This window comes from Streptomyces sp. NPDC047315, assembly GCF_040643215.1.
GTDB lineage: Bacteria > Actinomycetota > Actinomycetes > Streptomycetales > Streptomycetaceae > Streptomyces.
In genome coordinates, this window is sequence record NZ_JBEYTZ010000022.1 from 44661 (window position 1) to 65972 (window position 21312).

A 21312-nucleotide genomic window follows, 5' to 3' on the forward strand; every position below is an offset into this window, starting at 1 on the left:
ACCACCGGTGAAACGTGTACGGCCGTGGCGGCCTTGGGGGAGGACCCGCCACGGCCGTACACCTGTGTGCACACATGTGCGGGCGACACGACGACGGGAAGGCCCAACAGACCACCTCGGCCCGACATAGAGGACAGACCCGCCATCAACTGCCCGCAATCAGTACATGCCCCCAGCAAGGGCGACATAAGCGGCTGATCCTTAAGGCAAGTTCACAATTTTCTTCCCGGGCCCCCTCCCGCAATCGATCAATAACGGTGTGTACTTGACCGGTCGCCTTCTTGGACGACATGTCACCACCGCCCTCCCCGAGGTTTCCATGATCGAGCTACCGGACCTGGCCGCCGCCGGCCTGGCCGCCGGGACCCTGTCGGCATTCGTTCTGGGAGGCGGGCTCCTACGCTCGCGGCGCCAGCGGACCGAGCAGCGTCGGGAGATCGCGGAGTTGCGGTCCCACCTCGACGTCGCCCGCCAGGAAGCGGGCCGTACCGGGCAGGCGTACGCCGCCGAAGTCGCCCACCTGGCGCAGAAGCGGGTCCCCGCGGTCGCCGCCCGGACCGCCCACGCCCATCTGCCGGTCCCCGGGCCGCTGCGCCCCGAGGTCGTCAACGGACCGCTGGGCGACGGCATGGACGCGGTGCTGGACGGGCTGGTCTCGGCGATCACGCACGAGCGCAAGCGGGTGGACGCCGCCGCCCGCGCCGGGATGCGCGGCGCGACCCGCGAGATCCAGGCCGGGCTCTACCGGCTCCAGGACGTGCTGCGCGGCCTCCAACAGCGCTACGACGACCCCGAGCTGGCGCAGACCCTCTACGCCCTCGACCACGAGAACGAGCAGTCGCTGCGCCGCGCCCAGGTCACCGCCGTGGTGTGCGGGGCGTGGGTGGGGCTGGCCCGCGAGGAGTCGCACCTGGTCGACGCGGTCACCGGCGGCCAGTCCCGGCTCGTCGGCTACCACCGCGTCGAGATCAACAACCACCTGGAGGACGGCACGGCGCTGGTCTCCCACGCCGTCGAGCCGGTCGCCATCATCGTCGCCGAACTCCTCGACAACGCCCTGCGCCACTCCTCCCCCGACACCCGCGTGGTCGTCAACCTGGAGCGCGCGCACCACGGCGCCACGGTCACCGTGGACGACGCCGGCGTCGGCATGGCCGCCGCCGAGCGCGCCTACGCCCAGCGGATGGTGGCCGGCACGGAGCCGATCCTGCTGTCCGAGCTGGGCGACCCCCCGCGGATGGGGCTGGCCGCGATCGGGCAGCTCACCCGTCAGTTCGACCTCTTCGTCGACCTGTCGTCGCCGTCGCCGTACGGCGGCGTGCGGGCCGTACTGCTGATCAAGAACCACCTGCTGAGCCAGCTCGACCCGACGATACGGCCGCAGGCGCCGAGCGCGCCGCGCTCGACCCGGAACGCGGGCGGTGCGGCGGAGGCCGCGGCCCAGGACCATTCCGGCCAGTTCGCCGTACCCCACGGACTGACCCCCGAACCGCACGCACCCGCCGAACCGTACGCACCCGCCATACCCACCGCGTCCGCCGCACCCCACGTCCCCACGGCACCCCACGCACCCCACATCCCGGCCGCACCGGCTACCCCGGCCGCACCGGGAGTCCCCGCCCCGACGGCACACCCCACCGCCGGGCACCCCACCGCCGGACACCCGGGCGACGCGCACCCCGCGCCCGTCCGGACGCCCGGTACACCCGGTACGCCGCCGGCGGATGCCATCACCCACGACACCGCCACCGACCCCGCCCACCGGCCCCAGCCGGACGGCGACGCGCTCCCCCGGCGCCGTCGCCGGGTCCGCCCGACGGACGCCGGCGCGACCGCCGCCGCGCGTCCCCGTACCCCCGTGCGCACCCCGGAGGAAGCCGCCGCCGCTCTCGGCGCCCTCCAGGCCGGGACCGCAGCCGCACTCAGTGGCGCCGAACACGCCGACCACGCCGAGCACCGCCCCTTCGGCGACGGCGTCAGCGCCAGCACCACCGCCGCCGACAGCGAAAGGAACAACCCCCGATGACCACCCGTACCTCCCGCGAGACCGGCGAGTCCGCATGGGTGCTCGATCCGATCCTGGAGATCCCGCACGTACGGGCCGCCGTCCTGCTGACCTTGGACGGCCTGGTCGCCGGCTACTCCGACCGGCTCTCCCGCCCGTCGGCCGAGCGCACCGCCGCGATCATCAGCACCGTGCAGGGCGCCTGCCGCACCGCCGCCGCCACCTTCGCGGACCAGGAGTCCGCCGAAGTGCGCCAGGTGGTCATCGAGTCCGACCACGGATACATCCTGGTCGCACCCACCCACCACGGGACGTGCGTCGCCGCCTACGGCGATCCCGAGGTACGGCTCGACCTGCTGGCACACAGAGTGCACTCGCAGGTGGCGCGGCTGGGCGAGAAGGCCATGTCCGCCGCGCCACGTGGGACCGATGGCGACCCCCGTACCGCATGAACGCGCGCCGGGGCGGCCGACCCCTGGTCCCCGCGTACCTGTCGACGGGCGGTCAGACCCGGCCCAGTTCGGGCGTCCTGGAGCGGCTGTCGGTGCTGACGGGCCTGGTACGGCCCGAACGCACCGGCGGGCCCCAGGGCCCGGACGGGCCCACGGCCGACGGCAGCGGTTCGGCCTCGCCCGGGGCGAGCTCCGCAAGGAGTGAAGCCCCGGCGAGCCACGAGGCAGCCCATGCGGCCGACGCAGCCGCGGCACCCGGCGTAGCCGAGGCCGGCGAGGCTTCGAAGGCCCCCAAGGACCCGTACGATCCGGAGAACTTCGTCCCCTTACCGCCAGGGCCGCGCGCGGCCCCGGCACCGTCGGGCCCGCCTGCGCCCGTATCCGTGACTCCGCCGGTACCGGCGCCGGCACCCGCGTCCGGGTCGCCGGTCCCGGCTGACCTGCCCGCCGCCCAGCTCGCCCTGCTCACCGCGCTGGACGGCGGCTCCCTCACCGTCGTGGAGGCCGCAGCCCTGCTCGAACTGCCCGTGTCCGCCGTGCGCGTGCTCGCCGCGCACCTGATCGACCGCGGTCTGGCGCGCTCGCGCCCCCCGGTCCCGTACGCAGCCCAACCCCCATCCGATCTGTTGGAGAGAGTCGCCGATGGCCTCCGCGCCCTCAAGCTCTAGCAATGGCTCCGGCGGCCTGCACCTGCCGGACAGCGCCAGAGAGCTGGTGAAGATCCTGGTGGCAGGCCCCTTCGGGGTCGGCAAGACCACCCTGATCGACTCCGTGTCCGAGATCCGCCCGCTGCACACCGAGGAGCGGCTGTCCGAGGCGTCCGTCTCCGTGGACGACCTCGAAGGCGTGCGCAACAAGACCACGACGACGGTCGCGATCGACTTCGGACGCATCTCCCTCAAGGGCGGCATAGTCCTCTACCTGTTCGGCACGCCCGGGCAGGAGCGGTTCCGGTCGCTGTGGTCGGACATCGCGTACGGGGCGCTGGGCGCGCTCGTGCTGGTGGACACCCGTCGGATCGACGACTCCTTCGAGGTGCTGGGCCTGGTGGAGGACAGCGGGCTGCCGTACGCGGTGGCGCTGAACACCTTCCCGGACTCCCGCCCGTACACGGAGGAGCAGTTGCGGCGCTCCCTGGACCTGGACCCGACGACGCCGATGGTGCTGTGCGACGCACGGGACCAGAACTCGTCCGTCGACGCGCTGCTCTCCCTGGTCGAGCACCTGTTGACCCTGGCGCCCCCGGTGCAGGCCGCGGCCCCGGACCCGGTGCAGGCGGCCCCGGCTCCGGCCGCGGTCTCCTCGCCGGGGGCCGCGCCGACCCCCGCCGCCACCCCGTGGACGGAGAACCAACCCCGGTGAACCACCCGCACGCCCCCGCTCCCGGGGCGCCCGCCGCCGTGACCGGCCCGGTGCGCCTGTGGGAGGACGGCTTCGCCGTCGACCCGTACGCGTACTACGCGGCCCTGCGCGCCCAAGGCCCGGTCGGCTGGGCCGAACTGGCGCCCGGCGTCGGCGCGTACGTCATCACCGACCGGCGCGCGTCCCTGGACCTGCTGCACGACGAACGGACCTGGTCGCGCGACCCGCGGGCCTGGGAGGCCACGGTCCCCGAGGACTCCCCGGTCCTCGGCATGCTGCGCTGGCGGCCCAACGCCCTGTTCGCCGACGGCGCCGTGCACGCCCGCTACCGTGCCGCCCTCACCGATGCGTTCGACCTGATCGAACCGCACGACCTGCGCGAACGGGTGCTCCGGTCCGTCGACACGCTGGTCTCCCGGATGGGCCCGGACGGCAGCGCCGACCTGGTGTCGCAGTTCTCCCGCCCGCTGATGGCGCTGATCTTCAACGGCCTGTTCGGGCTGCCCGACAGCGAGAGCAGCCGGCTGAACGACTCCCTCGCCCTGCTGATGGAGGGCGGCGAGGACTGCGTCCGCGGCGAGGAGGAGTACGGCAGGTACGTACTGGAGCTGATCGCCGCGAAGACCGCGGAACGCGGTGACGACATCACCAGCCACCTGCTGGACCACCCCCTCGGGCTCAGCCCCGAGGAGGTCACCTGGCACGTCTTCCTGACGTTGGGCGCCGGCCACGAGCCCACCTCGAACCTGGTCGCCAACGCCCTGTCCCGGATCCTCGGCAACCCGGCGTACTACTCCACCCTGACCAGCGGCTCGCGCCCGGTCATGGACGCGGTCATGGAGGTGCTGCGGCACGAGACGCCGCTCGCGAACTACGGCGTGTACTACGCGCGCGAGTCCGTCAGCTTCCACGGCGTGTGGGTGCGCTCCGCGGTGCCGGTGATCGTCTCGTACGGCGCGCTCGGCCACTTCGCCGAGCGCGAGCAGGGCGGCGCGCACCACCCGCACGACGCCTCGCACCTGTCGTGGTCGGCGGGCGAGCACGCCTGCCCGGTGAAGCACCACGCCCTGCTGATCGCGACGACGGCCATAGAGCGGCTGACGCAGTGGCTGCCGGACCTGGAGCCGGTGTTGCCGCGGTCCGAACTGACCTGGCGACCGGGGCCGTTCCACCGTTCGCTCAAGGCGCTGCCGGTCCGCTTCACACCCCGGGTGCCGGACGGCGACCCGGCCCACGCAACGACGAGTCAGGAGACCCCAAGATGAGCGTGACCGAAGAGCACGTCGGGGCAGCCGCGGCCGGCCCGTACGCCATAGACCCGTTCGGGGCCGACCCGGAGGCGGAGTGCACCCGGCTGCGCGAACTCGGCACGGTCGTCCCGATAGAGCTGCCCGGCGGGATACCGGCCTGGGCTCCGACGACGTACGCGGCGCTGCGCGCCCTGATACTCGACCCGCAGGTGAGCAAGGACCCGCGCAAGCACTGGTCCCGCTTCGGCGAGGCCACCGAGAAGCCGGAGTGGGTGTGGATACTCGGCTGGGTGGGCGTGGTGAACATGCTCTCCACGTACGGCACCGACCACACCCGGCTGCGGAAGCTGGTCGCCCCGAGCTTCACCGCCCGCCGCACCGAGTCGATGCGCGGCCGGGTGGAGGCGGTCACCGAGGAGCTGCTGGAAAAGCTTGAGGTGGCAGCGGAGGCGGGCGCGCCGGTGGACCTGCGGAGCACGTACGCGCACCCGCTGCCGATGCGAATAATCTGCGAGCTGTTCGGGGTGCCGGACCACCTGGTGGAGGCCATGGGCACCCTGGTGGCCGGGATCATCAAGACCTCGGACCCCAGCCCGGAGCACGCGGCGTACGTGCAACAGCAGGTCGCGACGGTGCTGCCGGCGCTCATCGGCCACCGGATCGAGCACCCCGGCGACGACCTGACCACCGAGCTGATCAAGGTCCGCGCCGGGGACGGCGACCGGCTCAGCGAGGAGGAGCTGATCTGCACGCTGCTCCTGGTGATAGGGGCGGGATTCGAGACCACGGTCAATCTGATCGGGAACGCGGTCGTCGCGCTGTTGCAGCACCCCGAGCAACTGGCGGCGGTGCGGGCCGGCGAGATCACCTGGGACGCGGTCGTCGACGAGGTGCTGCGGGTCCACCCGTCGATCGCGAACCTGCCGCTGCGGTTCGCGGTCGACGACGTGACGGTGGACGGGGTGACGATCCCCGCGGGCGAGGCGATCTTGACGACGTACGCGGCGGCGTCGTACGACCCGGCGCAGTACGGCGACGACGCGACCGTCTTCGACGCCCGGCGCGGCGCGGACGACCACCTCTCCTTCGGCATCGGCGTGCACCGCTGCATCGGGGCGCCGCTGGCGCGGGTGGAGGCGCTGACGGCGCTGCCGGCGCTCTTCGAACGCTTCCCGGAGATGCGACTCGCGTCCGGGGCCGACGGGCTGCGCCAGGTGCCGTCGTTCATCGCGTACGGCTGGGAGCAGATCCCGGTCGTCCTGCGCTGACCCGCTCCCCCCGACAGCCCCACCAGCTCTGTGTGAGCGTTATGTTCCGCGGCCCGGTGGGGCTGTTCGCGCCGTGCCCGGCAGGCCCGGGATGAGCACGGCCGCCACCGCCAGGTGGATCAGGGCGAGTGCGGCGCGGGTGCCGCCGGCCATGTCGCCGGTCAGCGGGAGGACGGAGACGGCGAGTACGGCGATGGCCGCGCCGGTCCAGACGGCGCGGGCGCGCCGTGCCGCGAACCGTTCCAGGGCGGCCAGCAGTCCCCAGGCGGCGAGGGCGATGAGCAGGGCGACTAACGCGACTGCCACCGCGCCGATTTCCAGGGTCTCGTCGCCGTTGGCGATCTCCAGCCGCCGGCCCAGCATGGGGTCCGCGACCAGCCACACCAGGAGGGGCGCGAGGACCGTGAGGCCCGTGGCCGTCAGGCGTCTGGTGCGCGTGGTCACTTGGCACCGCCGGTGACCGCGCCGTGCAGGAAGATCTCCACCAGTTCCTCCGCGGTCAGCTCCGGCTCGTCCTCGACGTGCGGCTGGGTGAAGAGCAGCCCGAAGAAGAGGGCCGCGATCTGCTCCGGCGGGCGGCGCAGTACGGCCCTGTCGGGCTCCAGCAGATCGGCGATGGCGGTCCGGATGCGGGTCGTCGACTCCTCGCGGCCGGCGCCGCGCACCGCGCCGGGGTGCTTGCCGCCGCGATGTCCGGAGGCGTGCAGCGACCCCGCGATCGCGCCCATGCGGACCAGGTGCGCCTGCAGCGCCTGCGCCGCTTCCGCGAGCCGGTCGGGCAACGGCTGGGACAGCTCGATCGCCCCGAGCTCGCGGACCGCGTGCTCGGGCGAGAGCGCCTCGGCCAGGCAGGCTTGCAGCAGTTCGTCCTTGTCGGCGAAGACCCGGAAGATCGTGCCCTCCCCGATGCCGGCGGCCCTGGCGATCTTCGCGGTGGTCACCGCGGAGCCGTACTCGGCGATCAGCGGGATCGCCGTCTGAATGATCATCGCGCGCCGCTGCTCCGGCGACATGCCGGGGGCGCGACGGCGAGCGGTCTGGTTCTCCTTGGCCTTGGTCATGCCCCGACCATACGGAGTGAGTCCTCACTCCGTCAATGAGTGAGGACTCACTCCGCAAACTCGGAGCGGCCTGGCCCGGCCGCGGCGGGGGCGAAACCCCTTTGCCTCCCGGCCAGGCGTGGCCTACGGTCCCGGTCATGCTGCCTGCGGTGGAAACGGATGCCGAGCGGGACGCCGTCGTCTCCGACGAAGGCGTGATGCGTCCGGGGGCGGAGGACCTCTGCGCGCGTCTGGGGTTCGCCGGCGCCTCGCTGGCTCGATTCCCGGACGGGTCACAGCCGGTCTACGCGGTGGGTGACGACCATGTGCTCAAGCTCTTCCCCGGCGCCGACGCCCGGCTCGGAATCGCGGAAGGCCGCGTCCTTGCGCACGTCCAGGGACGGCTGCCGGTGCCGACGCCCGTGGTGCGTGCCTGCGGCCCGTACGAGAACGGCTGGCAGTACGTCCTGATGTCCAGGCTCCGCGGCGAGAACCTCGCCCGCTCCTGGGGTCAGGTGCCCCGGGACCACCGTGAACGGCTCGTCGTCGAGATCGGTGAGACCCTTGCGTCGCTGCACTCCCTCGACCCCCATGCGCTGGGGGACGTCCTCGGCCCCGAGGACTGGGGCGCCTTCCTGGACCGCCAACGGGCCGGCGCGGTGGAACGGCAGCGCGCCCATGGACTGTCGGCGGCCTGGCTGGAGCAGATCCCGGACTTCCTCGCGTCGGTTGCGTTGCCGCGGGCCCCGCGCCGTTCCCTGCTGCACACCGAGGTCATGCAGCAGCACTTCCTGGTCGACCCCGACGGATGGCGGCTGACCGGACTGTTCGACTTCGAACCGGCGCTGATCGGTGACCGTGCCTACGACTTCGTCGCCGCCGGCCTCTTCGTCACCCGCGGCGATCCGGCCCTGCTGGCCCGCCTCACCGGGGCGTACGGCCACGGCTTCGAGCCGCGTGAACTCATGGCCCACACGCTGCTCCACGTGTACAGCGACCTTCCCTGGTACCTGAGCGAACTGCCCGCGCCTGCCGAGGAAACCCTGTCCTCCCTCGCGGAGGCATGGTTCAGCACGGTTTGAAGGGGCCAGGCGGGCTCGCGGGGCCAGGTCGTGTCCGCAAAGGGCGGTGCCGCGCTATGGCTGGCGCGCTGGCGCCGTGGTGCGTGTGCGGTCATGGCGTCTGCGGCCCGTCTGTGGCTTGTCGCGCAGTTCCGCCCCCTACGCCCAGAGGGCGTGGGGGGCTACGCGCGGGCTCGTAGTTGGGTCTTCAGGACCTTGCCGCTGGCGTTGCGCGGGAGGGAGGGGACGAACTCGACCTCCCGCGGCACCTTGTAGTTCGCCATCTCGCGGCGCGACCAGGCGATGAGGTCGTCCGCCGTCAGCGCGGAGCCCGCGCGGCGGACCGCGTACGCCTTGCCGACCTCGCCGAGGCGCGCGTCCGGGACGCCGACCACGGCCACGTCCGCGACGTCGGGGTGGAGCGCGAGGAGGCGTTCGATCTCCGCGGGGTACGCGTTGAAGCCGCCCACGACGTACATGTCCTTGATCCGGTCCGTGATCCGCAGGTTGCCGTCCGCGTCGAGGACGCCGAGGTCGCCGGTGTGCAGCCAGCCGTCCGCGTCGACGGCCGCGGCCGTGGCCTCGGGGTCCTCGAAGTAGCCGGCCATGACGTGGTGGCCGCGGACCAGCACTTCGCCGGGCCCACCGGGGGCGGCGGCCAGGACGCGCACCTCGGTGTCGGGGATCGCACGGCCGGACGTGGCGGCGACGGTCTCGGGGTCGTCGCCGCGGCGGCACATGGTGACGATGCCGCTCGCTTCGGAGAGCCCGTACGCCGTGAGCACCGTGTCGACGTGCAGTTCGGCCCGTAGCCGCTCGACGAGTTGACGGGGCACGACGGCCGCGCCGGTGACGACGAGCCGGAGCGCGGACAGGTCGTACGCGTCGCGCGCCGGGTGGTCCAGGAGCGACTGGTGGAGGGTCGGCGGGCCCGGGAGGACGGAGATGCGTTCGGCGGCGACGTTGGCGAGGACGGTGTCCACGTCGAAGACGGGCTGCGGCACCATCGTGGCCCCGCGCATCAGACAGGCGATGACGCCGGCTTTGTAGCCGAAGGTGTGGAAGAAGGGGTTGACGATCAGATAGCGGTCGCCTGCGCGCAGTCCGGCGAGTTCGCTCCAGACGTCGTAGCACCGCAGGGTCTGGGCGTGGGTGATCACCGCGCCCTTGGGGCGGCCGGTGGTGCCGGAGGTGTAGATGATGTCGGAGGGGGTGCAGGGGTCGATGCCGGCTGCGCGGGCGCGGACCTCGGCCGCCCCGACCGCGGCGCCGCCGGCGAGGAAGTCGGGCCAGGCCCGGTAGTCGTCGGGCGCGGAGTCGGCGAGGACGACGACCTGATCCAGGTGCGGCAACTCGTCAACGTATCGGCGTAGTTGTGCGACGTACGACGTACCGAGGAAGGTGCCGGTGACGAAGAGGAGGCGGGCCCGGCTGCGGCGCAGCACGTCGGCCGCCTCGCCGCCCTTGAAGCGGGTGTTGAGGGGGACGAGGACCGCGCCGGCGGTGACCGCGCCGAGCGCGCTGACGATCCAGTCGAGGGAGTTGGGGGCCCAGACGGCGACCCGGTCGCCCGGCCCCACGCCGGCCGCGATGCACGCGGCTGCGGAGCGCTCGACGCGCGCGCCGAGTTCGGCGTAGCTGACGCGGGTGCGGCCGTCGACGACGGCCTCCCGCGCGCCGTGGACCTCCGCGGCACGGCGTACGAGCGCGGGCACCGTGCCCCACTCCAGGTCACCGCGCATGGTGTGCGCGAAGGATCGCGAAGCAGTGTCGGCCGCGTCCATCCCGAGCCCCCTCGTCGCCTAGCTGACTATCCGTCAGATTAGCGGTAGCCTGACGCGCTGTCAGCATTCGGGATCGAACGGCGGAGGTGCCCGTGCCCGGTCTCAAGGACGCGACGGCGATAGCCGGCATAGGCCAGACGGCCTTCGCGAAACAGCTTCCGGAATCCGAGAAGACGCTGGCCTGCCGAGCGATCGTGCAGGCGCTCGACGACGCCGGCGTCGCCCCGTCCGAGGTGGACGCGTTCGCCTCGTACACCATGGAGGAGACCGACGAGGTCGAGATCGCCAAGGCCATCGGCGCGGGCGACGTGACCTTCTTCTCCAAGGTCGGCTACGGCGGCGGCGGTTCCTGCGCCACCCTCGCCCACCTCGCCGCGGCGATCGCCACCGGCCAGGCGAGCGTCGGGGTGGCCTGGCGCTCCCGCAAGCGCGGCAGCGGACCGCGCCCCTGGAAGAACACCGCGGTGCAACTGCCCACCCCCGGCCAGTGGACCCGACCCTTCGGCCTGCTGCGGCCGGCCGACGAGATCGGCATGCTGGCCCGCCGCTATCTGCACGAGTACGGCGCCACCCGCGACCACCTCTTCAACGTGGCCCTCGCCTGCCGCAACCGGGCCAACCAGAACCCGGCCGCGATGATGTACGAACGCCCCCTGACCCGCGAGATGTACATGACCTCGCGCTGGATCAGCGAGCCGCTCTGCCTCTTCGACAACTGCCTGGAGACCGACGGGGCGCTGGCCTGCGTCGTGGTCTCCGCCGAACGCGCCCGCGACCTGCGGCAGAAGCCGGTCTATCTGCACTCCGTCGCCCAGGGCCTGCCGGCGCAGCACCACGGCATGGTGAACTACTGGAACGACGACCCCCTCACCGGCCCGGCCTGGACCTGCGCCCGCCAGCTGTGGAAGAGCGCGGACTTCGGCCCCGACGACGTCGACGTGGCCCAGATCTACGACGCGTTCACCCCGCTGATCCCGCTCTCCCTGGAGGGGTACGGCTTCTGCGGACGCGGCGAGGGCGCGGCGTTCACCGAGGGCGGGGCGCTGGAGATCGGCGGCCGGCTGCCGATCAACACCGGCGGCGGCGGGCTGAGCGAGGCGTACGTCCACGGCTTCAACCTCATCACCGAGGGCGTCAAGCAACTGCGCGGCACCTCCACCGCGCAGGTGCCGAACGCCGCGACCTGCCTGGTCACCGCGGGCGAGGGCGTGCCCACGTCGGCCGTACTGCTGAGGAGTTGACACATGAGCGAGACCTCCGGGCTGCTGTCGCCCGTCGTCGACGAGGACGGCGCGCCGTTCTGGGAGTACGCGGCGCGCGGCGAACTGCGGGTGCAGACCTGCGCGTCCTGCGACGAGCCGCGGTTCCCGCCCCGGCCGTGCTGCCCGCACTGCCAGTCCTTCGACAGCACGTGGCGCCGGCTGGCCGGCCGGGGCCGGATCTGGTCGTACGTCGTACCGCACCCGCCGCTGCTGCCGGCGTACGCCGCGCTCGTCCCGTACAACGCGGTCGTCGTCGAACTGCTGGACGCACCCCGCATCCGGCTGGTGGGCAACGTGGTGAGCGCGCCGGACGCACCGCTGGACTCGGTCGACCCGGCGCGGCTGCGGATCGGGGCGGGCGTGAAGGTGGCGTTCGCGCCACCGGACGGCGCGGGGCTGCGGATGCCGCGGTGGCTGCTGGAGCGGCCGTGAGCGGGGTGCGCGTGGAGCGGGACGCGGTCGAGGCCACCGGCGTCGCCGTCGTCGTCCTCGACCGCCCCGACAAGCTCAACGCGATCGACCTCGCCGCGGCGCGGGCGCTCACCGAGGCGTGGCGCTCCTTCCGGTACGACGACGCGGTCCGCGCGGTCGTCGTCACCGGCGCCGGCGACCGCGCCTTCACCACCGGCATCGACCGCGGCGTGGAAGTGCCGCAGCCAGCCTCCCCGTACAGCATCGACGACCCGCTGATCGCGATCGGCCCCAAGGCGAACGACCTGTGGAAACCGGTCGTCGCGGCGGTGGAGGGCATGGCCTGCGGCGGCGCGTTCTACCTGCTGGGCGAATGCGAGTTCGTGGTGGCCGCCCGCACCGCGACGTTCTTCGACCCGCACACCACCTACGGCATGGTCAGCGCGTACGAGTCCGTGCTCCTGGCCCAACGCATGCCGTACGGCGAGATCGCCCGCCTCGCCCTCATGGGCACCGCCGAACGCCTCGGCGCGGCCCGCGCCCACGAGATCGGCCTGGTGTCCGAACTGACGGAGCCGGGCGAGGCGCGCGCGGCGGCGCTGCGGTGCGCCACGACGATGGCGTCCTACCCGCCGGAAGCGGTACAGGGCACGGTCCGCGCCCTGTGGTCGGCACACGAGCCGACCCGCTCCACGGCCCTGTCCCTGGCCCCCCACCTGATCGCCCTGGGCAACGCACCGGTGTCGGCCCAGGAGACCCGCTTCCGTACGAGGTCGGACGGCCCACCGCCACGGGTGCGGTGAGCCGCCAGGACTGTGGACCTTCGGATTAGAGGACTACGTAGTCGGCCTTGTCATTCCAGTTTCCGCCAGTCGGGTAGCTGGCAGTGCTGAACTTGTAACAGTTGCCGTTGGCGAGCGCCATGAACGGGTCAGGCAGAGCAGTGCGGGCGTCGTATACCAGCCCACCGCCGGAGACTCGGTATGCGCAGCCGGCGCTGGCCTTGTCCCTGAAATCCCAGTCCGAGAGCTGCTTGGTGCCGGAGGCAGACCACTGAAGCCGACGGCCTGTGTAGTCCGAGTGCTCCCAGAGGCAGAGGTACCCGTACGCGCAGTCGCTGGGTGCCATGGTGCCGAGTGCGCCGCGAGCTCCTGCCGGCGCCGCGTTCCTCTTGGCCTCTGCCGCGGCGGCCGGGGCGACGACAGCGAGTGCCCGGTCCGCCTCCTCTGCGGTGTCGAAACAGTAGACCTTTCCGCTCGGCACCTCGGTACAGGCTTGGGCGCCCTGCCAGCCTTCGGCCAGGTTGATTTGCCTGCCCTCGTAGGTGGCGACGACGGGTTGGCTCTGCTCAAGCTGCTGCTGCAGCCGGGCTTCCTCCGCGGGTAAGGCTAAGCCGACTTCGGGGGCCGGGCCCGGCTCGGGCGCTGCGGAGGCGGTCGTCGCGCCCGCCGTCAGGGCGCAAAGGGCCGCGACGACGGGGACGAGGGCACGTGGGATGCGCATGCTGTTCCTCCTGTGCTGATTTGGAACGGATGGGGCACAGAAAGCTCACAGCATGCTGAACGGAAGCGGGCCCGTCGTGACAGAACTTGACGACTTCCCAACCGAGAATGCACGAATGTTCGACCTTGCGCAGCCTCACTTTCCGATGTATTGCGCGTCGTTGTACCGGAGCCGCTACGGGGTTTGTCCGGATCCGTTCACGATGCCGCTGCTCATGACGGCGACGGAGGTCACGGCCGTGCCGGCCTTGCCCCAGGCGTTGTCCTTAAGGAGGACCGTGCGCTCGCCGAGTAGGCGCACGGTGTCTTTGTCGAAGATCCACTCGAAGCGTTCGCCGTCGTGCACCCGGGCGACCGCCACTCCCTTCCGTCCCGCGGCGTCCACGGCGTCGGGGACGACGACGACCCCGGGGATGAGGGCGGCAGCGCGGTAGAGGGCAGCAGTGGTTGCGGGAGGCGCCGCCGAAGTGCGTAGCAGGTCGCCGATGGTGACGAAGGCCTCTTGGTCGGGACCCGTCGTGGAGTCCGAGCCCGATCCGTGGTTCTTCTCGACGTCCTCGTAGATCCGCTTCAGCAGGGCGTCGGGGTCCGTCGGCAGGCCCGCCAGGAAGGTGTACGTCGGCGAGTTCAGATTGCCCTTGCCCGGGGCGTCCGGCAGAAGCTGGTCCTGTCCGCCCTTGCGTTGCAGGGTCCGCTCACCGCCGTTCACGGACGTCCACTGCTCCATGCTCTCGTCCTCGCGCAGACGCTCCATCTCGCCGGCAGCGTCCTCGGACAGGACCGTCGTGTGGCCGATCACCTTGACGTATGCGTACTGCTCGGCCCGTACCTTCGGCAGCGGTCCCGCGGCGGCGGTCAGAGCCGCCCTCTCCAGCAGTTGCACGGACGCGGCCGACGCCGGTGCCGCCTTCCGTGGCGACGTGCCGTCTCCGGTGCCGAGACCGAGTACGAAGACGGTCGCGCCGGCGACCGCCGCTGCGCCCAGTACGAGGGCCAGACGCCGCCCCTGACGCCGTGCCGGGCGGGAATGCGCCGGCCGTGCCTGCCGGTCGACCTCGTTCAACAGGTGTTGGCGGCGGGCCCGTAACCGTCCGGGCGCCGGTTCCGGGTAGGGGGCAGGCGGCAGCGTCCGGACCGCCTGTTCGCGTTCGGACCGCTCTTGCTGCTCCGGGTTCATGATGTGCTCCTCCTGTGGGACCCACGGGCTGCGGCTGCCCGGCTATCCGGTATGTGTCCACTGCCGGTCCGCGGTTCCACGGTCGGTGCGCTCGGCGCCAGTTCCTCCTCGACGAGCTTGCGCAGCTTCTTCCTCGCCCGTGAGAGCCGGGAGCGTACGGTGCCCACGGGCACCCCCAGTGCCTCGGCAGCCGCTGCGTACCCCAGATCGGACCAGACGACCAGGGCGAAGACCTCGCGCTCGCTCCGCTTCAGACGTTTCAGCGCCCTGGACGCCGCGGCGAGCCGGTGCGCGTCGGCCATCTGCCCCACCACCTCGTCCGAGAAGTCCGGCAGCGCTTCGGGCGGCGGCAGGCGCAACATCGCGGCCCGGTGCCGACGCGCCGCCCGGGTGATGTTTCGCATCACGTTGGTCGCGATGCCCAACAGCCACGCCCTGACGCTCCTCACCTCCTCGCGGAGCTTGTGGCGCAGCCGCCACGCCTCCAGGAAGGTGAGCGACATGACGTCCTCGGCGAGGACCCGGTCGCCCGTCGTCCGGACGGCATGGGCGTAGACCACGCGCGCGTGCAGGTCGAAGATCTCGGCGAACGCCGCCTGATCGCCTAATCGGATCCGTTCATTCAAGGGGGACTCCACATCCGACAAGTGTCCGCACGGGTCCAACGGTTCCACTTCTGTCCCTACCGACGCCCTCCGCCCGCCCGGTCCCAAACGGAGAGTCGCCCTGACCCCACGTCATGTGGCGTCGCCACAGACTGTCCCGCATGCATTCATGGCGTTCGTAGAGGGCAGCAACCGGCGCGCAGGGAACGGCGTGGGCGCTGTGGTCGGCACGTTGAGCCGGTACGTTCGACGGCGCTCTCCCTTTGCCACCGCCCGATTGCCCTGGGCAACGCGCCGGTTGCTGCGCAGGCGGCCCGCTTCCAGGTCGGCCCGCCCGGGGTGCGGTGAGCTCTTGGGGGCGGGCGACTCGGCGGGCGGTCCCGGCTCGGCAACGGCACCGCGTCTCCGTTGCGTCGGTGAAACAGAACGGAAAGGCAACCGCTGCCGTACCTACGCACCCCCTCAGCACGGGCTGTCCACGATGAGGAGGTCCGCGGGCGCCGCGGACCTCTCGTCGTCCCCTGCACGGAGGCTTCTTCCCTTGTCAGAGATGACCGATCACCCCCGCAGTGAGCGACCCCGCCGAGTCAGGGTCGGGCGCCGTCGCGCCCTGGCCGTTTCCGCCATGGCGCTGGCCGGGGTACAGGCGAGCACCGGCCTCGCCGCCGCGCAGGACAGCGGGCGTACCGCCGCGACGGAACTCCGCTGGCAGCTCTGCTCGACCGCGGCGGTGAACTGGCCGGTTCCGAACGACACCCGTAGCGAGTGCGCCGAGCTGTCCGTACCGATGGACTACGCGAAGCCCGACGGCCGGAAGATCACGATCGCGGTGAGCCGCGTCAAGGCCACCCGCCCGAAGGCGGGCGCCGCACCGATCGTGGTCAACCTGGGCGGACCGGGGCTCTTCAACATCGCTGACTCGCACACGCTGACGCGACGCGGACTCGCCGCGCTCAACTCCGAGCGCGACTTCATCGGACTGGACATCCGGGGAACCGGATACAGCGAGCACATCGCCTGCGCCTACGAACCGGCGGCCGAACCGCCGCCGACGGCGACGGAGAAGAGCGTCAGGAAGGCCGAGTTCGACAACGAGGCGGAGTTCAACAACCGCTGCGCGGCCGTCGACCCGGAGTTCGTGCGCCAGCTCACTCCGGAGAACGCCGCCCGCGACATCGACCGGCTCCGGGCCGCGCTCGGCACGGAGAAGATCAGCTACTACGGGACCTCCTTCGGCACCGCCATCGGAATGGCCTACCGTTCCCTGTTCGACCGCCGCACGGAACGCATGTGGCTGGACTCGGTGATGCCTCCGACGGGCCGCCACTGGCCCACGCTGGACGGCGAGATAGAGGCGGTGGGCAAGAAGAGCGGCACGCCGATGCTCGCCTGGTTGGCCCAGCGCGACGCCGAGTACGGCCTGGGCACCGACGAGTCCACGGTCGCTCGACGGCTGGGCGATCTCCGCAGCGAGTTGGAGAGGAAGCCGCGCGTCAGCGGCGGGGTGCGCTTGGGCGGGGACTGGGTCGGCGACCAGGTCATCCGCCCCCGGGAGGAGTGGGGCGAGGCGGCCCGGAACCTGGTCGCGGTGCGCAACGGGGGTACGCCGCCGACACCCCCGACACCCCAGGCAGCCAAGGCCGCACGGACACCGGTCGGCACCTTCGGGCTGGGCAACCCGCGCAGCGGCATGAACGCCATCCAGTACAACGCCATGCTCTGCAACGCCTCCGATCCCGCGAGCCGCCGTTTCGGGGACACCTGGGCGGCCCGGGAGGCCCGCCGTGCGGCTGACCCCTTGATGGGAGGAAGGTATTTCAGCGCCTGGTGCGCGAAGTGGCCGCTGAACGCGCCGGACGCCAAGCCCGTACGCGGCAACAGCGCGCTCCAACTGTCCGGCCACCTCTACGAGGCCGTCACTCCCCACGTATGGGCCGAACGGGCCAGGGACGCCACCGGTGGCACCCTGCTCACCGTGCTGGACAACGTCCACGGCTCCCTGCCCTCATTGCCCTGCGCCCAGAAGGCCGTCGCCTTCTTCCGCACCGGGCAGAAGGCCGAGGGCACCTGTGAAGGCATCCAACAGCCCTGACACGGCTCACGTCGCCGCCCACGCCCAGAAGTCACGGAGCACACGGGGCGGCGTCGGGCCCTCCAGGCCCACCTGAGTGAGGAGGATCGTCGTGGTGGACGTCGAGGGGATCACGTGCGCGGACGTGCCCGTGCCGCCGATCCAGCCGTAGCGGCCCGGGACGTTCCACGGGTCGCGGGGCTCGACGTCCACCGAGCCGCCGCAGCCCCAGCCCTGGCCCTCCAGGAACAGCTCGCCGGCCGCGCGCTGCTCCGGCGTCAGGTGGTCCGTCGTCATCAGGCGGACGGACTCGGGGGTGAGGACGCCCGCGCCGGCGGTGAGCAGCATGCGGGCGAAGGCGTGCAGGTCGTCGGCGGTGGAGAGCAGGCCGCCGGCGCCGGAGGGGAAGCCGGGCTCGTGGCTCCACAGGCCCGTCGGAGGGTCCCACAACTCCGGCGGGCCTGACTCGGTCGGGCGGTAGAGGGTGGTGAAGCGGTCCAGGTCCGCCGGGCGCGCGCTGAACGCCGTGTCCACCATGCCCAGCGGGGCGAACAGCCGCTCCGCCAGGAACTCCGGCAGCGGGCGGCCGGCGAGGCGGGCGATCAGTACGCCCTGGACGTCCGACGTGGTGTTGTAGAGCCAGCGCTCGCCGGGGTGGGCCAGCATCGGGATCCGGGCCAGGTCCGCCAGCCACTCGTCGGGAGTGACGTCGGAGGGCTCCGGGGGCCGTTGGCGCAGTCCGATGAAGAGCGCCTGGACCGCGGGGAGCGAGAAGTCCGCGGGGTAGCCGTGGCCGGCGCGGGCGGTGAGCAGGTCGAAGACGGTGATGGGGCGGGCGGCCGGGACGACGTCGTCGAGGGGGCTTTCGGGCGTACGGACCACGCTCGGCGCGGCCAGCTCCGGCAGCCACTCGCCGACCGGGTCGTGCAGTCCGACGCGACCGTCCTCCACGAGGAGCAGCAGCGCCGCCGCGGTGATCGGTTTCGTCAGGGAGGCGACGCGGAAGAGCGAGCGCCGTTCCATCGGCGGGCCGTCGAAGGCCGTCCGGCCCACCGCCGCGACCTCGACGTCGTCGCCGCGGGCCACCAGCGCCACCGCCCCCGGCAGCGCTCCCGCCTCGACGTGCGGCGCCAACACGCTGTCCAAGCTCGCCATGCTGCCTTCCTCTCTCTGCTGGAATCCGGAAGGCTGACCCCGTCAGGGCGCCGAACTCATCGTCGTCCCGTCGCCGTGCCCTTCACCGCGTCCAGCGCGTACACGCAGCGGTCCTTGCTGCACGCGTACACCACTCCCCCGCGCACCAGCGGGGAGCCGGTGATCTCGCCGCCGGTGGCGAGCTTCCAGCGCAGTTGGCCGCCGCCGGCGTCCAGGGTGTAGAGGACGTGGTCCGCGGAGCCGAAGTGGACCCGGCCGTCGGCGACGACGGGTGCGCCGATGACCTCGCCGCCGGCGGCGAACCGCCACAGCGGGGTGCCGGTGACCGCGTCGAGGGTGTAGAGCGCGGAGCCGCTGCCCACGTGCACGTGGCCCGCGGTGACCAGCACCGGCTCGACGGACTGGCGGGACTCGGTGGCGATCCGCCAGCGGTCCTTGCCGGTGGTGGCGTCCAGCGCGTACACGGTGCCGAGGTAGTCGGCGAGGTACACCCCGCCGCCGGTGACGGCGGGCCCGGGGACGTAGGCGGGCGGCGACAGGAAGACCGCGGGGGCCTCGAAGTGCCAGCGGACCCGGCCGTTCGCGATGTCGACGGCGAGGACTCGGGTGCCGGCGCTGACGTACGCGAAGCCGTCGCCGGCGGGGTGGACGCGGACGGGGACGCCGCCGCAGGACGCGGCGTCCCCGACGGGGTACGACCAGCGCTCCACGCCGGTGCGGGCCTCCAGGGCGCGCAGCCGGGCGTCCTTCCACACGTACACCGTGTCGCCGCTGATGACGGGGCCGGCTTCCGGGGTCTCGAAGTCGGTCTGGGCGCCGGTCAGCTCCCACAGCTTCTCACCGTTGGACGCCTCCCACGCCTGGACGCCGCCGCCGCGGGTGCCGGTCAGCACGGTGCCGCGGTCGGTCTTGAGGGAGTACACCCAGGCGTCGGTGCCGACGCGCCAGCGCTCCTGGCCGTCGGCGGCGTCCAGGGCGTAGAGGGTGGGGCCGTCGGAGGCGTGGATCCGGCCGCCGTCCACGGCCATCGTCCAGGCCACGTCGCGGGTCTTGAACTGGCGTCGGCCGGTGCCGATGTCGAGGGCGTGGACCTCGAAGGAGGTGACGTACAGCAGCCCGGCCTCGACGACGGGGGTGCCCCAGACCTCGTTGGACATCCGGAACCGCCAGGGCCGCCAGTGCGCGGGGGCCGCCGGCGCCGCCGGCGGGCGGGTGGGCGGCGGCGGGGCGGCCGGGGCCTGCGGAGGCGGTGCGGTGCCGTTCGGCCCGACGGGCGGCCGGATCCAGCCGGTCGCCCCGGCCGACGCGGACAGCGGGCCGCGGGCGTCGGAGAGCCGCAGCCCGGGGCCGATCGGCTCCCGTACGCCCGGAAGCTGCACGGACGCCGCGGCGGCGGGGGCGACGCCGTGGGTACGCGGGTCGTGCGCGCCGTGCCGGGCCCACTCCGGGTCGCGCCGCGGCGGTACGGGCGAGGAGTTCGGCGGCCTCCAGGGCGCGGGCGGGGCCGGCGGGGCGGACGGCGCGGGCGGAACCGGCGCCGTCTGGTGGCGGCCACCGCCCCGGCGGGCCTCGATCATCGCCATCGTCGAAGCGGGCAGCCAGGCGGACGCGGTGCCGCCGTCGTCGCCGCCCGAGGCGAAGAGGTGCGGTGCGAGCTGGGCCTGGAGGTCTTCGGGGGTGGGGCGGCGGGCGGCGTCGCCGCCCATGCAGGACTCGATCAGGGGCCGCAGCTCGTCGGGCAGCCCCTCCAGGTCGGGGCCCTCGCGCAGCAGCATGAAGACGGTCTCGACCGGGTTCGCGCCGTGGAAGGGGGCGTGGCCGGTGGCGGCGAAGACGAGGGTGGAGCCGAGGGAGAAGACGTCGCTGGCGCCGGTGACGCTGCGGGAGTCCCTGGCCTGCTCGGGCGACATGTAGGCGGGGGTGCCCACGGCGACGTTCGTCATGGTCAGCCGGGTGTTGGAGACGCCGGACGCGATGCCGAAGTCGATCACGCGCGGCCCGTCCTCGACGACGAGGACGTTCGACGGCTTCAGGTCGCGGTGGACGAGTCCGGCGCCGTGGATGGACTGCAGGGCCTCCGCGATGCCCGCGGCCAGCCAGCGCACGGCCTGGGCGGGCAGCGGCCCGCACTCGTTCACTATCTCTTCCAGCGAGGGCGCGGGGACGTACGCGGTGGCCAGCCACGGCACGTCGGCGCGCGGGTCGGCGTCCACCACGGCGGCGGTGTAGAAGCCGCTGACGGCCCGGGCCGCCTCCACCTCGCGGGTGAAGCGGACGCGGAAGAGCTGGTCCTCGGCGAGTTCGGTGCGCACGGTCTTGATCGCCACGCGGCGGCCGGATGCGGACCGGGCGAGGTACACCAGCCCCATGCCGCCCGCGCCGAGCCGGCCCAGCACCTCGAACGGACCGATCCGTCTCGGGTCGTGCTGCGTCAGCTGTTCCATTCCTGCCACCTCCCCGTACGGGCCCCGGCTCCTTCAGGCCCGTATCCAAGCCCTGTGCGGCGTCTCACCGCCGAGCCCCACAGCGGTCGCGCACCCCGATTGTTCCTGTCCAGGGCGACGGTTGCGAACCCGGGGGCGGATCGGGGTGTCTCGCCCTGTTTCGGGCACGACGGGCACATCGGGGCGCTAAAGGCGCGCTCCGGGGCCGACTCGGGACCCGTCCTGACACCGCACGCCGTGTGCTGATTGTCCGGAAGTAGGGAGATTCATCCAGGGAAAACACAGCAGGGGCGGACGGGGGCGCAGCGGCCGGTGCGGACGGCGCCGACGGCGGGCGGGGAGCGGGCGCACGGCGCGAAGCGGCGTGATCCTTGACGCAGAAATGGACGAAGGACGTCGCACCGGGTGGCCGGGAACGCTCGGTGCACCCCATTTGCAGTCGGCCGAATCGCGCGCCGATCAC

General features: G+C 72.6%; 17 protein-coding genes and 2 pseudogenes. 11 read left to right on the plus strand and 8 right to left on the minus strand.

The features are described 5' to 3' along the window. The first annotated feature begins 319 nt into the window (after nt 1–319). From ABZ842_RS24465 to ABZ842_RS24490, 6 genes and pseudogenes are all read left to right on the plus strand, one after another. Nucleotides 320–2026 carry an ATP-binding protein gene (locus ABZ842_RS24465; protein ID WP_361540409.1) on the plus strand — a complete coding sequence of 569 codons (1707 nt, stop codon included), beginning with the start codon at nt 320–322 and terminating at the stop codon, nt 2024–2026. Continuing rightward, nucleotides 2023–2457 (plus strand): roadblock/LC7 domain-containing protein, encoded by a 435-nt coding sequence (locus ABZ842_RS24470; RefSeq protein WP_361540412.1) that lies wholly within the window; start codon nt 2023–2025, stop codon nt 2455–2457. The genes ABZ842_RS24465 and ABZ842_RS24470 overlap by 4 nt, the downstream gene beginning before the upstream one ends. Before the next feature lie 416 nt (nt 2458–2873). Then, nucleotides 2874–3125, plus strand: a pseudogene (locus ABZ842_RS24475) (DUF742 domain-containing protein); the annotation flags it as partial. Continuing rightward, a pseudogene (locus ABZ842_RS24480) lies at nt 3100–3687 on the plus strand (ATP/GTP-binding protein); the annotation flags it as partial. The pseudogenes ABZ842_RS24475 and ABZ842_RS24480, both read left to right, overlap by 26 nt. Before the next feature lie 128 nt (nt 3688–3815). Further along, nucleotides 3816–5084, plus strand: a complete 1269-nt coding sequence (locus ABZ842_RS24485; protein WP_361540415.1) for a cytochrome P450 — start codon at nt 3816–3818, stop codon at nt 5082–5084. Further along, nucleotides 5081–6337 carry a cytochrome P450 gene (locus ABZ842_RS24490; protein WP_361540418.1) on the plus strand — a complete coding sequence of 419 codons (1257 nt, stop codon included), beginning with the start codon at nt 5081–5083 and terminating at the stop codon, nt 6335–6337. Before ABZ842_RS24485 ends, ABZ842_RS24490 begins: the two co-directional genes overlap by 4 nt. 39 nt (nt 6338–6376) lie before the next feature. Here the strand turns inward: ABZ842_RS24490 and ABZ842_RS24495 are convergent, their stop codons facing one another. Together ABZ842_RS24495 and ABZ842_RS24500 are read right to left on the minus strand one after the other, a co-directional pair. Beyond that, nucleotides 6377–6781 carry a DUF6069 family protein gene (locus ABZ842_RS24495; protein WP_361540421.1) on the minus strand — a complete coding sequence of 135 codons (405 nt, stop codon included), beginning with the start codon at nt 6779–6781 and terminating at the stop codon, nt 6377–6379. Further along, the gene (locus ABZ842_RS24500; RefSeq protein WP_361540424.1) at nt 6778–7398 is read right to left on the minus strand and encodes a TetR/AcrR family transcriptional regulator; all 621 of its coding nucleotides are present in this window, start codon (nt 7396–7398) and stop codon (nt 6778–6780) included. The genes ABZ842_RS24495 and ABZ842_RS24500 overlap by 4 nt, the downstream gene beginning before the upstream one ends. 137 nt (nt 7399–7535) lie before the next feature. Here ABZ842_RS24500 and ABZ842_RS24505 point away from each other — a divergent pair, with 137 nt between their 5' ends. After that, complete coding sequence (locus tag ABZ842_RS24505) at nt 7536–8459, plus strand: aminoglycoside 3'-phosphotransferase/choline kinase family protein (protein ID WP_361540427.1); 924 nt, start codon at nt 7536–7538, stop codon at nt 8457–8459. 161 nt (nt 8460–8620) lie between these two features. On the opposite strand, the gene ABZ842_RS24510 is transcribed toward ABZ842_RS24505, so the two are convergent. Beyond that, entirely contained in the window at nt 8621–10180 is a 1560-nt protein-coding gene (locus ABZ842_RS24510) for a FadD3 family acyl-CoA ligase (protein WP_361540695.1), read from the minus strand. Nucleotides 10181–10314: 134 nt separating this feature from the next. On the opposite strand from ABZ842_RS24510, the gene ABZ842_RS24515 reads away from it, so the two are divergent. The 3 genes from ABZ842_RS24515 to ABZ842_RS24525 are packed head-to-tail and all read left to right on the plus strand — an operon-like array spanning nt 10315 to nt 12698. After that, the gene (locus ABZ842_RS24515) at nt 10315–11463 is read left to right on the plus strand and encodes a lipid-transfer protein (RefSeq protein WP_361540430.1); all 1149 of its coding nucleotides are present in this window, start codon (nt 10315–10317) and stop codon (nt 11461–11463) included. Between the two features lie 3 nt (nt 11464–11466). After that, nucleotides 11467–11916, plus strand: coding sequence for an OB-fold domain-containing protein (locus ABZ842_RS24520; protein ID WP_361540433.1), 450 nt, complete (start codon nt 11467–11469; stop codon nt 11914–11916). Further along, entirely contained in the window at nt 11913–12698 is a 786-nt protein-coding gene (locus ABZ842_RS24525) for an enoyl-CoA hydratase/isomerase family protein (protein ID WP_361540436.1), read from the plus strand. The genes ABZ842_RS24520 and ABZ842_RS24525 overlap by 4 nt, the downstream gene beginning before the upstream one ends. 25 nt (nt 12699–12723) lie before the next feature. On the opposite strand, the gene ABZ842_RS24530 is transcribed toward ABZ842_RS24525, so the two are convergent. The 3 genes from ABZ842_RS24530 to ABZ842_RS24540 all read right to left on the minus strand — a co-directional run bounded on the left by ABZ842_RS24530 (nt 12724) and on the right by ABZ842_RS24540 (nt 15212). Then, nucleotides 12724–13398 carry a peptidase inhibitor family I36 protein gene (locus ABZ842_RS24530; protein WP_361540439.1) on the minus strand — a complete coding sequence of 225 codons (675 nt, stop codon included), beginning with the start codon at nt 13396–13398 and terminating at the stop codon, nt 12724–12726. Between the two features lie 174 nt (nt 13399–13572). After that, nucleotides 13573–14574, minus strand: coding sequence for a CU044_5270 family protein (locus tag ABZ842_RS24535; protein ID WP_361540442.1), 1002 nt, complete (start codon nt 14572–14574; stop codon nt 13573–13575). Beyond that, nucleotides 14571–15212 carry an RNA polymerase sigma factor gene (locus ABZ842_RS24540; RefSeq protein ID WP_361540445.1) on the minus strand — a complete coding sequence of 214 codons (642 nt, stop codon included), beginning with the start codon at nt 15210–15212 and terminating at the stop codon, nt 14571–14573. Before ABZ842_RS24540 ends, ABZ842_RS24535 begins: the two co-directional genes overlap by 4 nt. A 592-nt stretch (nt 15213–15804) precedes the next feature. On the opposite strand from ABZ842_RS24540, the gene ABZ842_RS24545 reads away from it, so the two are divergent. Then, nucleotides 15805–17271 carry an alpha/beta fold hydrolase gene (locus tag ABZ842_RS24545; protein ID WP_361540448.1) on the plus strand — a complete coding sequence of 489 codons (1467 nt, stop codon included), beginning with the start codon at nt 15805–15807 and terminating at the stop codon, nt 17269–17271. Nucleotides 17272–17277: 6 nt separating this feature from the next. Here the strand turns inward: ABZ842_RS24545 and ABZ842_RS24550 are convergent, their stop codons facing one another. After that, a complete protein-coding gene (locus ABZ842_RS24550; RefSeq protein ID WP_361540451.1) occupies nt 17278–18405 on the minus strand; it encodes a serine hydrolase domain-containing protein in 1128 nt (375 codons plus the stop codon). Between the two features lie 56 nt (nt 18406–18461). After that, a complete protein-coding gene (locus ABZ842_RS24555) occupies nt 18462–20849 on the minus strand; it encodes a PQQ-binding-like beta-propeller repeat protein (protein WP_361540454.1) in 2388 nt (795 codons plus the stop codon). Between the last annotated feature and the right edge of the window lie 463 nt (nt 20850–21312).

Coding starts and splice junctions, on each gene's coding strand:
- ABZ842_RS24465 (WP_361540409.1), top strand. CDS start 320: ATGATCGAGCTACCGGACCTGGCCGCCGCCGGCCTGGCCGCCGGGACC.
- ABZ842_RS24470 (WP_361540412.1), top strand. CDS start 2,023: ATGACCACCCGTACCTCCCGCGAGACCGGCGAGTCCGCATGGGTGCTC.
- ABZ842_RS24490 (WP_361540418.1), top strand. CDS start 5,081: ATGAGCGTGACCGAAGAGCACGTCGGGGCAGCCGCGGCCGGCCCGTAC.
- ABZ842_RS24500 (WP_361540424.1), bottom strand. CDS start 7,398: ATGACCAAGGCCAAGGAGAACCAGACCGCTCGCCGTCGCGCCCCCGGC.
- ABZ842_RS24505 (WP_361540427.1), top strand. CDS start 7,536: ATGCTGCCTGCGGTGGAAACGGATGCCGAGCGGGACGCCGTCGTCTCC.
- ABZ842_RS24510 (WP_361540695.1), bottom strand. CDS start 10,180: ATGCGCGGTGACCTGGAGTGGGGCACGGTGCCCGCGCTCGTACGCCGT.
- ABZ842_RS24520 (WP_361540433.1), top strand. CDS start 11,467: ATGAGCGAGACCTCCGGGCTGCTGTCGCCCGTCGTCGACGAGGACGGC.
- ABZ842_RS24530 (WP_361540439.1), bottom strand. CDS start 13,398: ATGCGCATCCCACGTGCCCTCGTCCCCGTCGTCGCGGCCCTTTGCGCC.
- ABZ842_RS24535 (WP_361540442.1), bottom strand. CDS start 14,574: ATGAACCCGGAGCAGCAAGAGCGGTCCGAACGCGAACAGGCGGTCCGG.
- ABZ842_RS24545 (WP_361540448.1), top strand. CDS start 15,805: ATGGCGCTGGCCGGGGTACAGGCGAGCACCGGCCTCGCCGCCGCGCAG.
- ABZ842_RS24550 (WP_361540451.1), bottom strand. CDS start 18,405: ATGGCGAGCTTGGACAGCGTGTTGGCGCCGCACGTCGAGGCGGGAGCG.
- ABZ842_RS24555 (WP_361540454.1), bottom strand. CDS start 20,849: ATGGAACAGCTGACGCAGCACGACCCGAGACGGATCGGTCCGTTCGAG.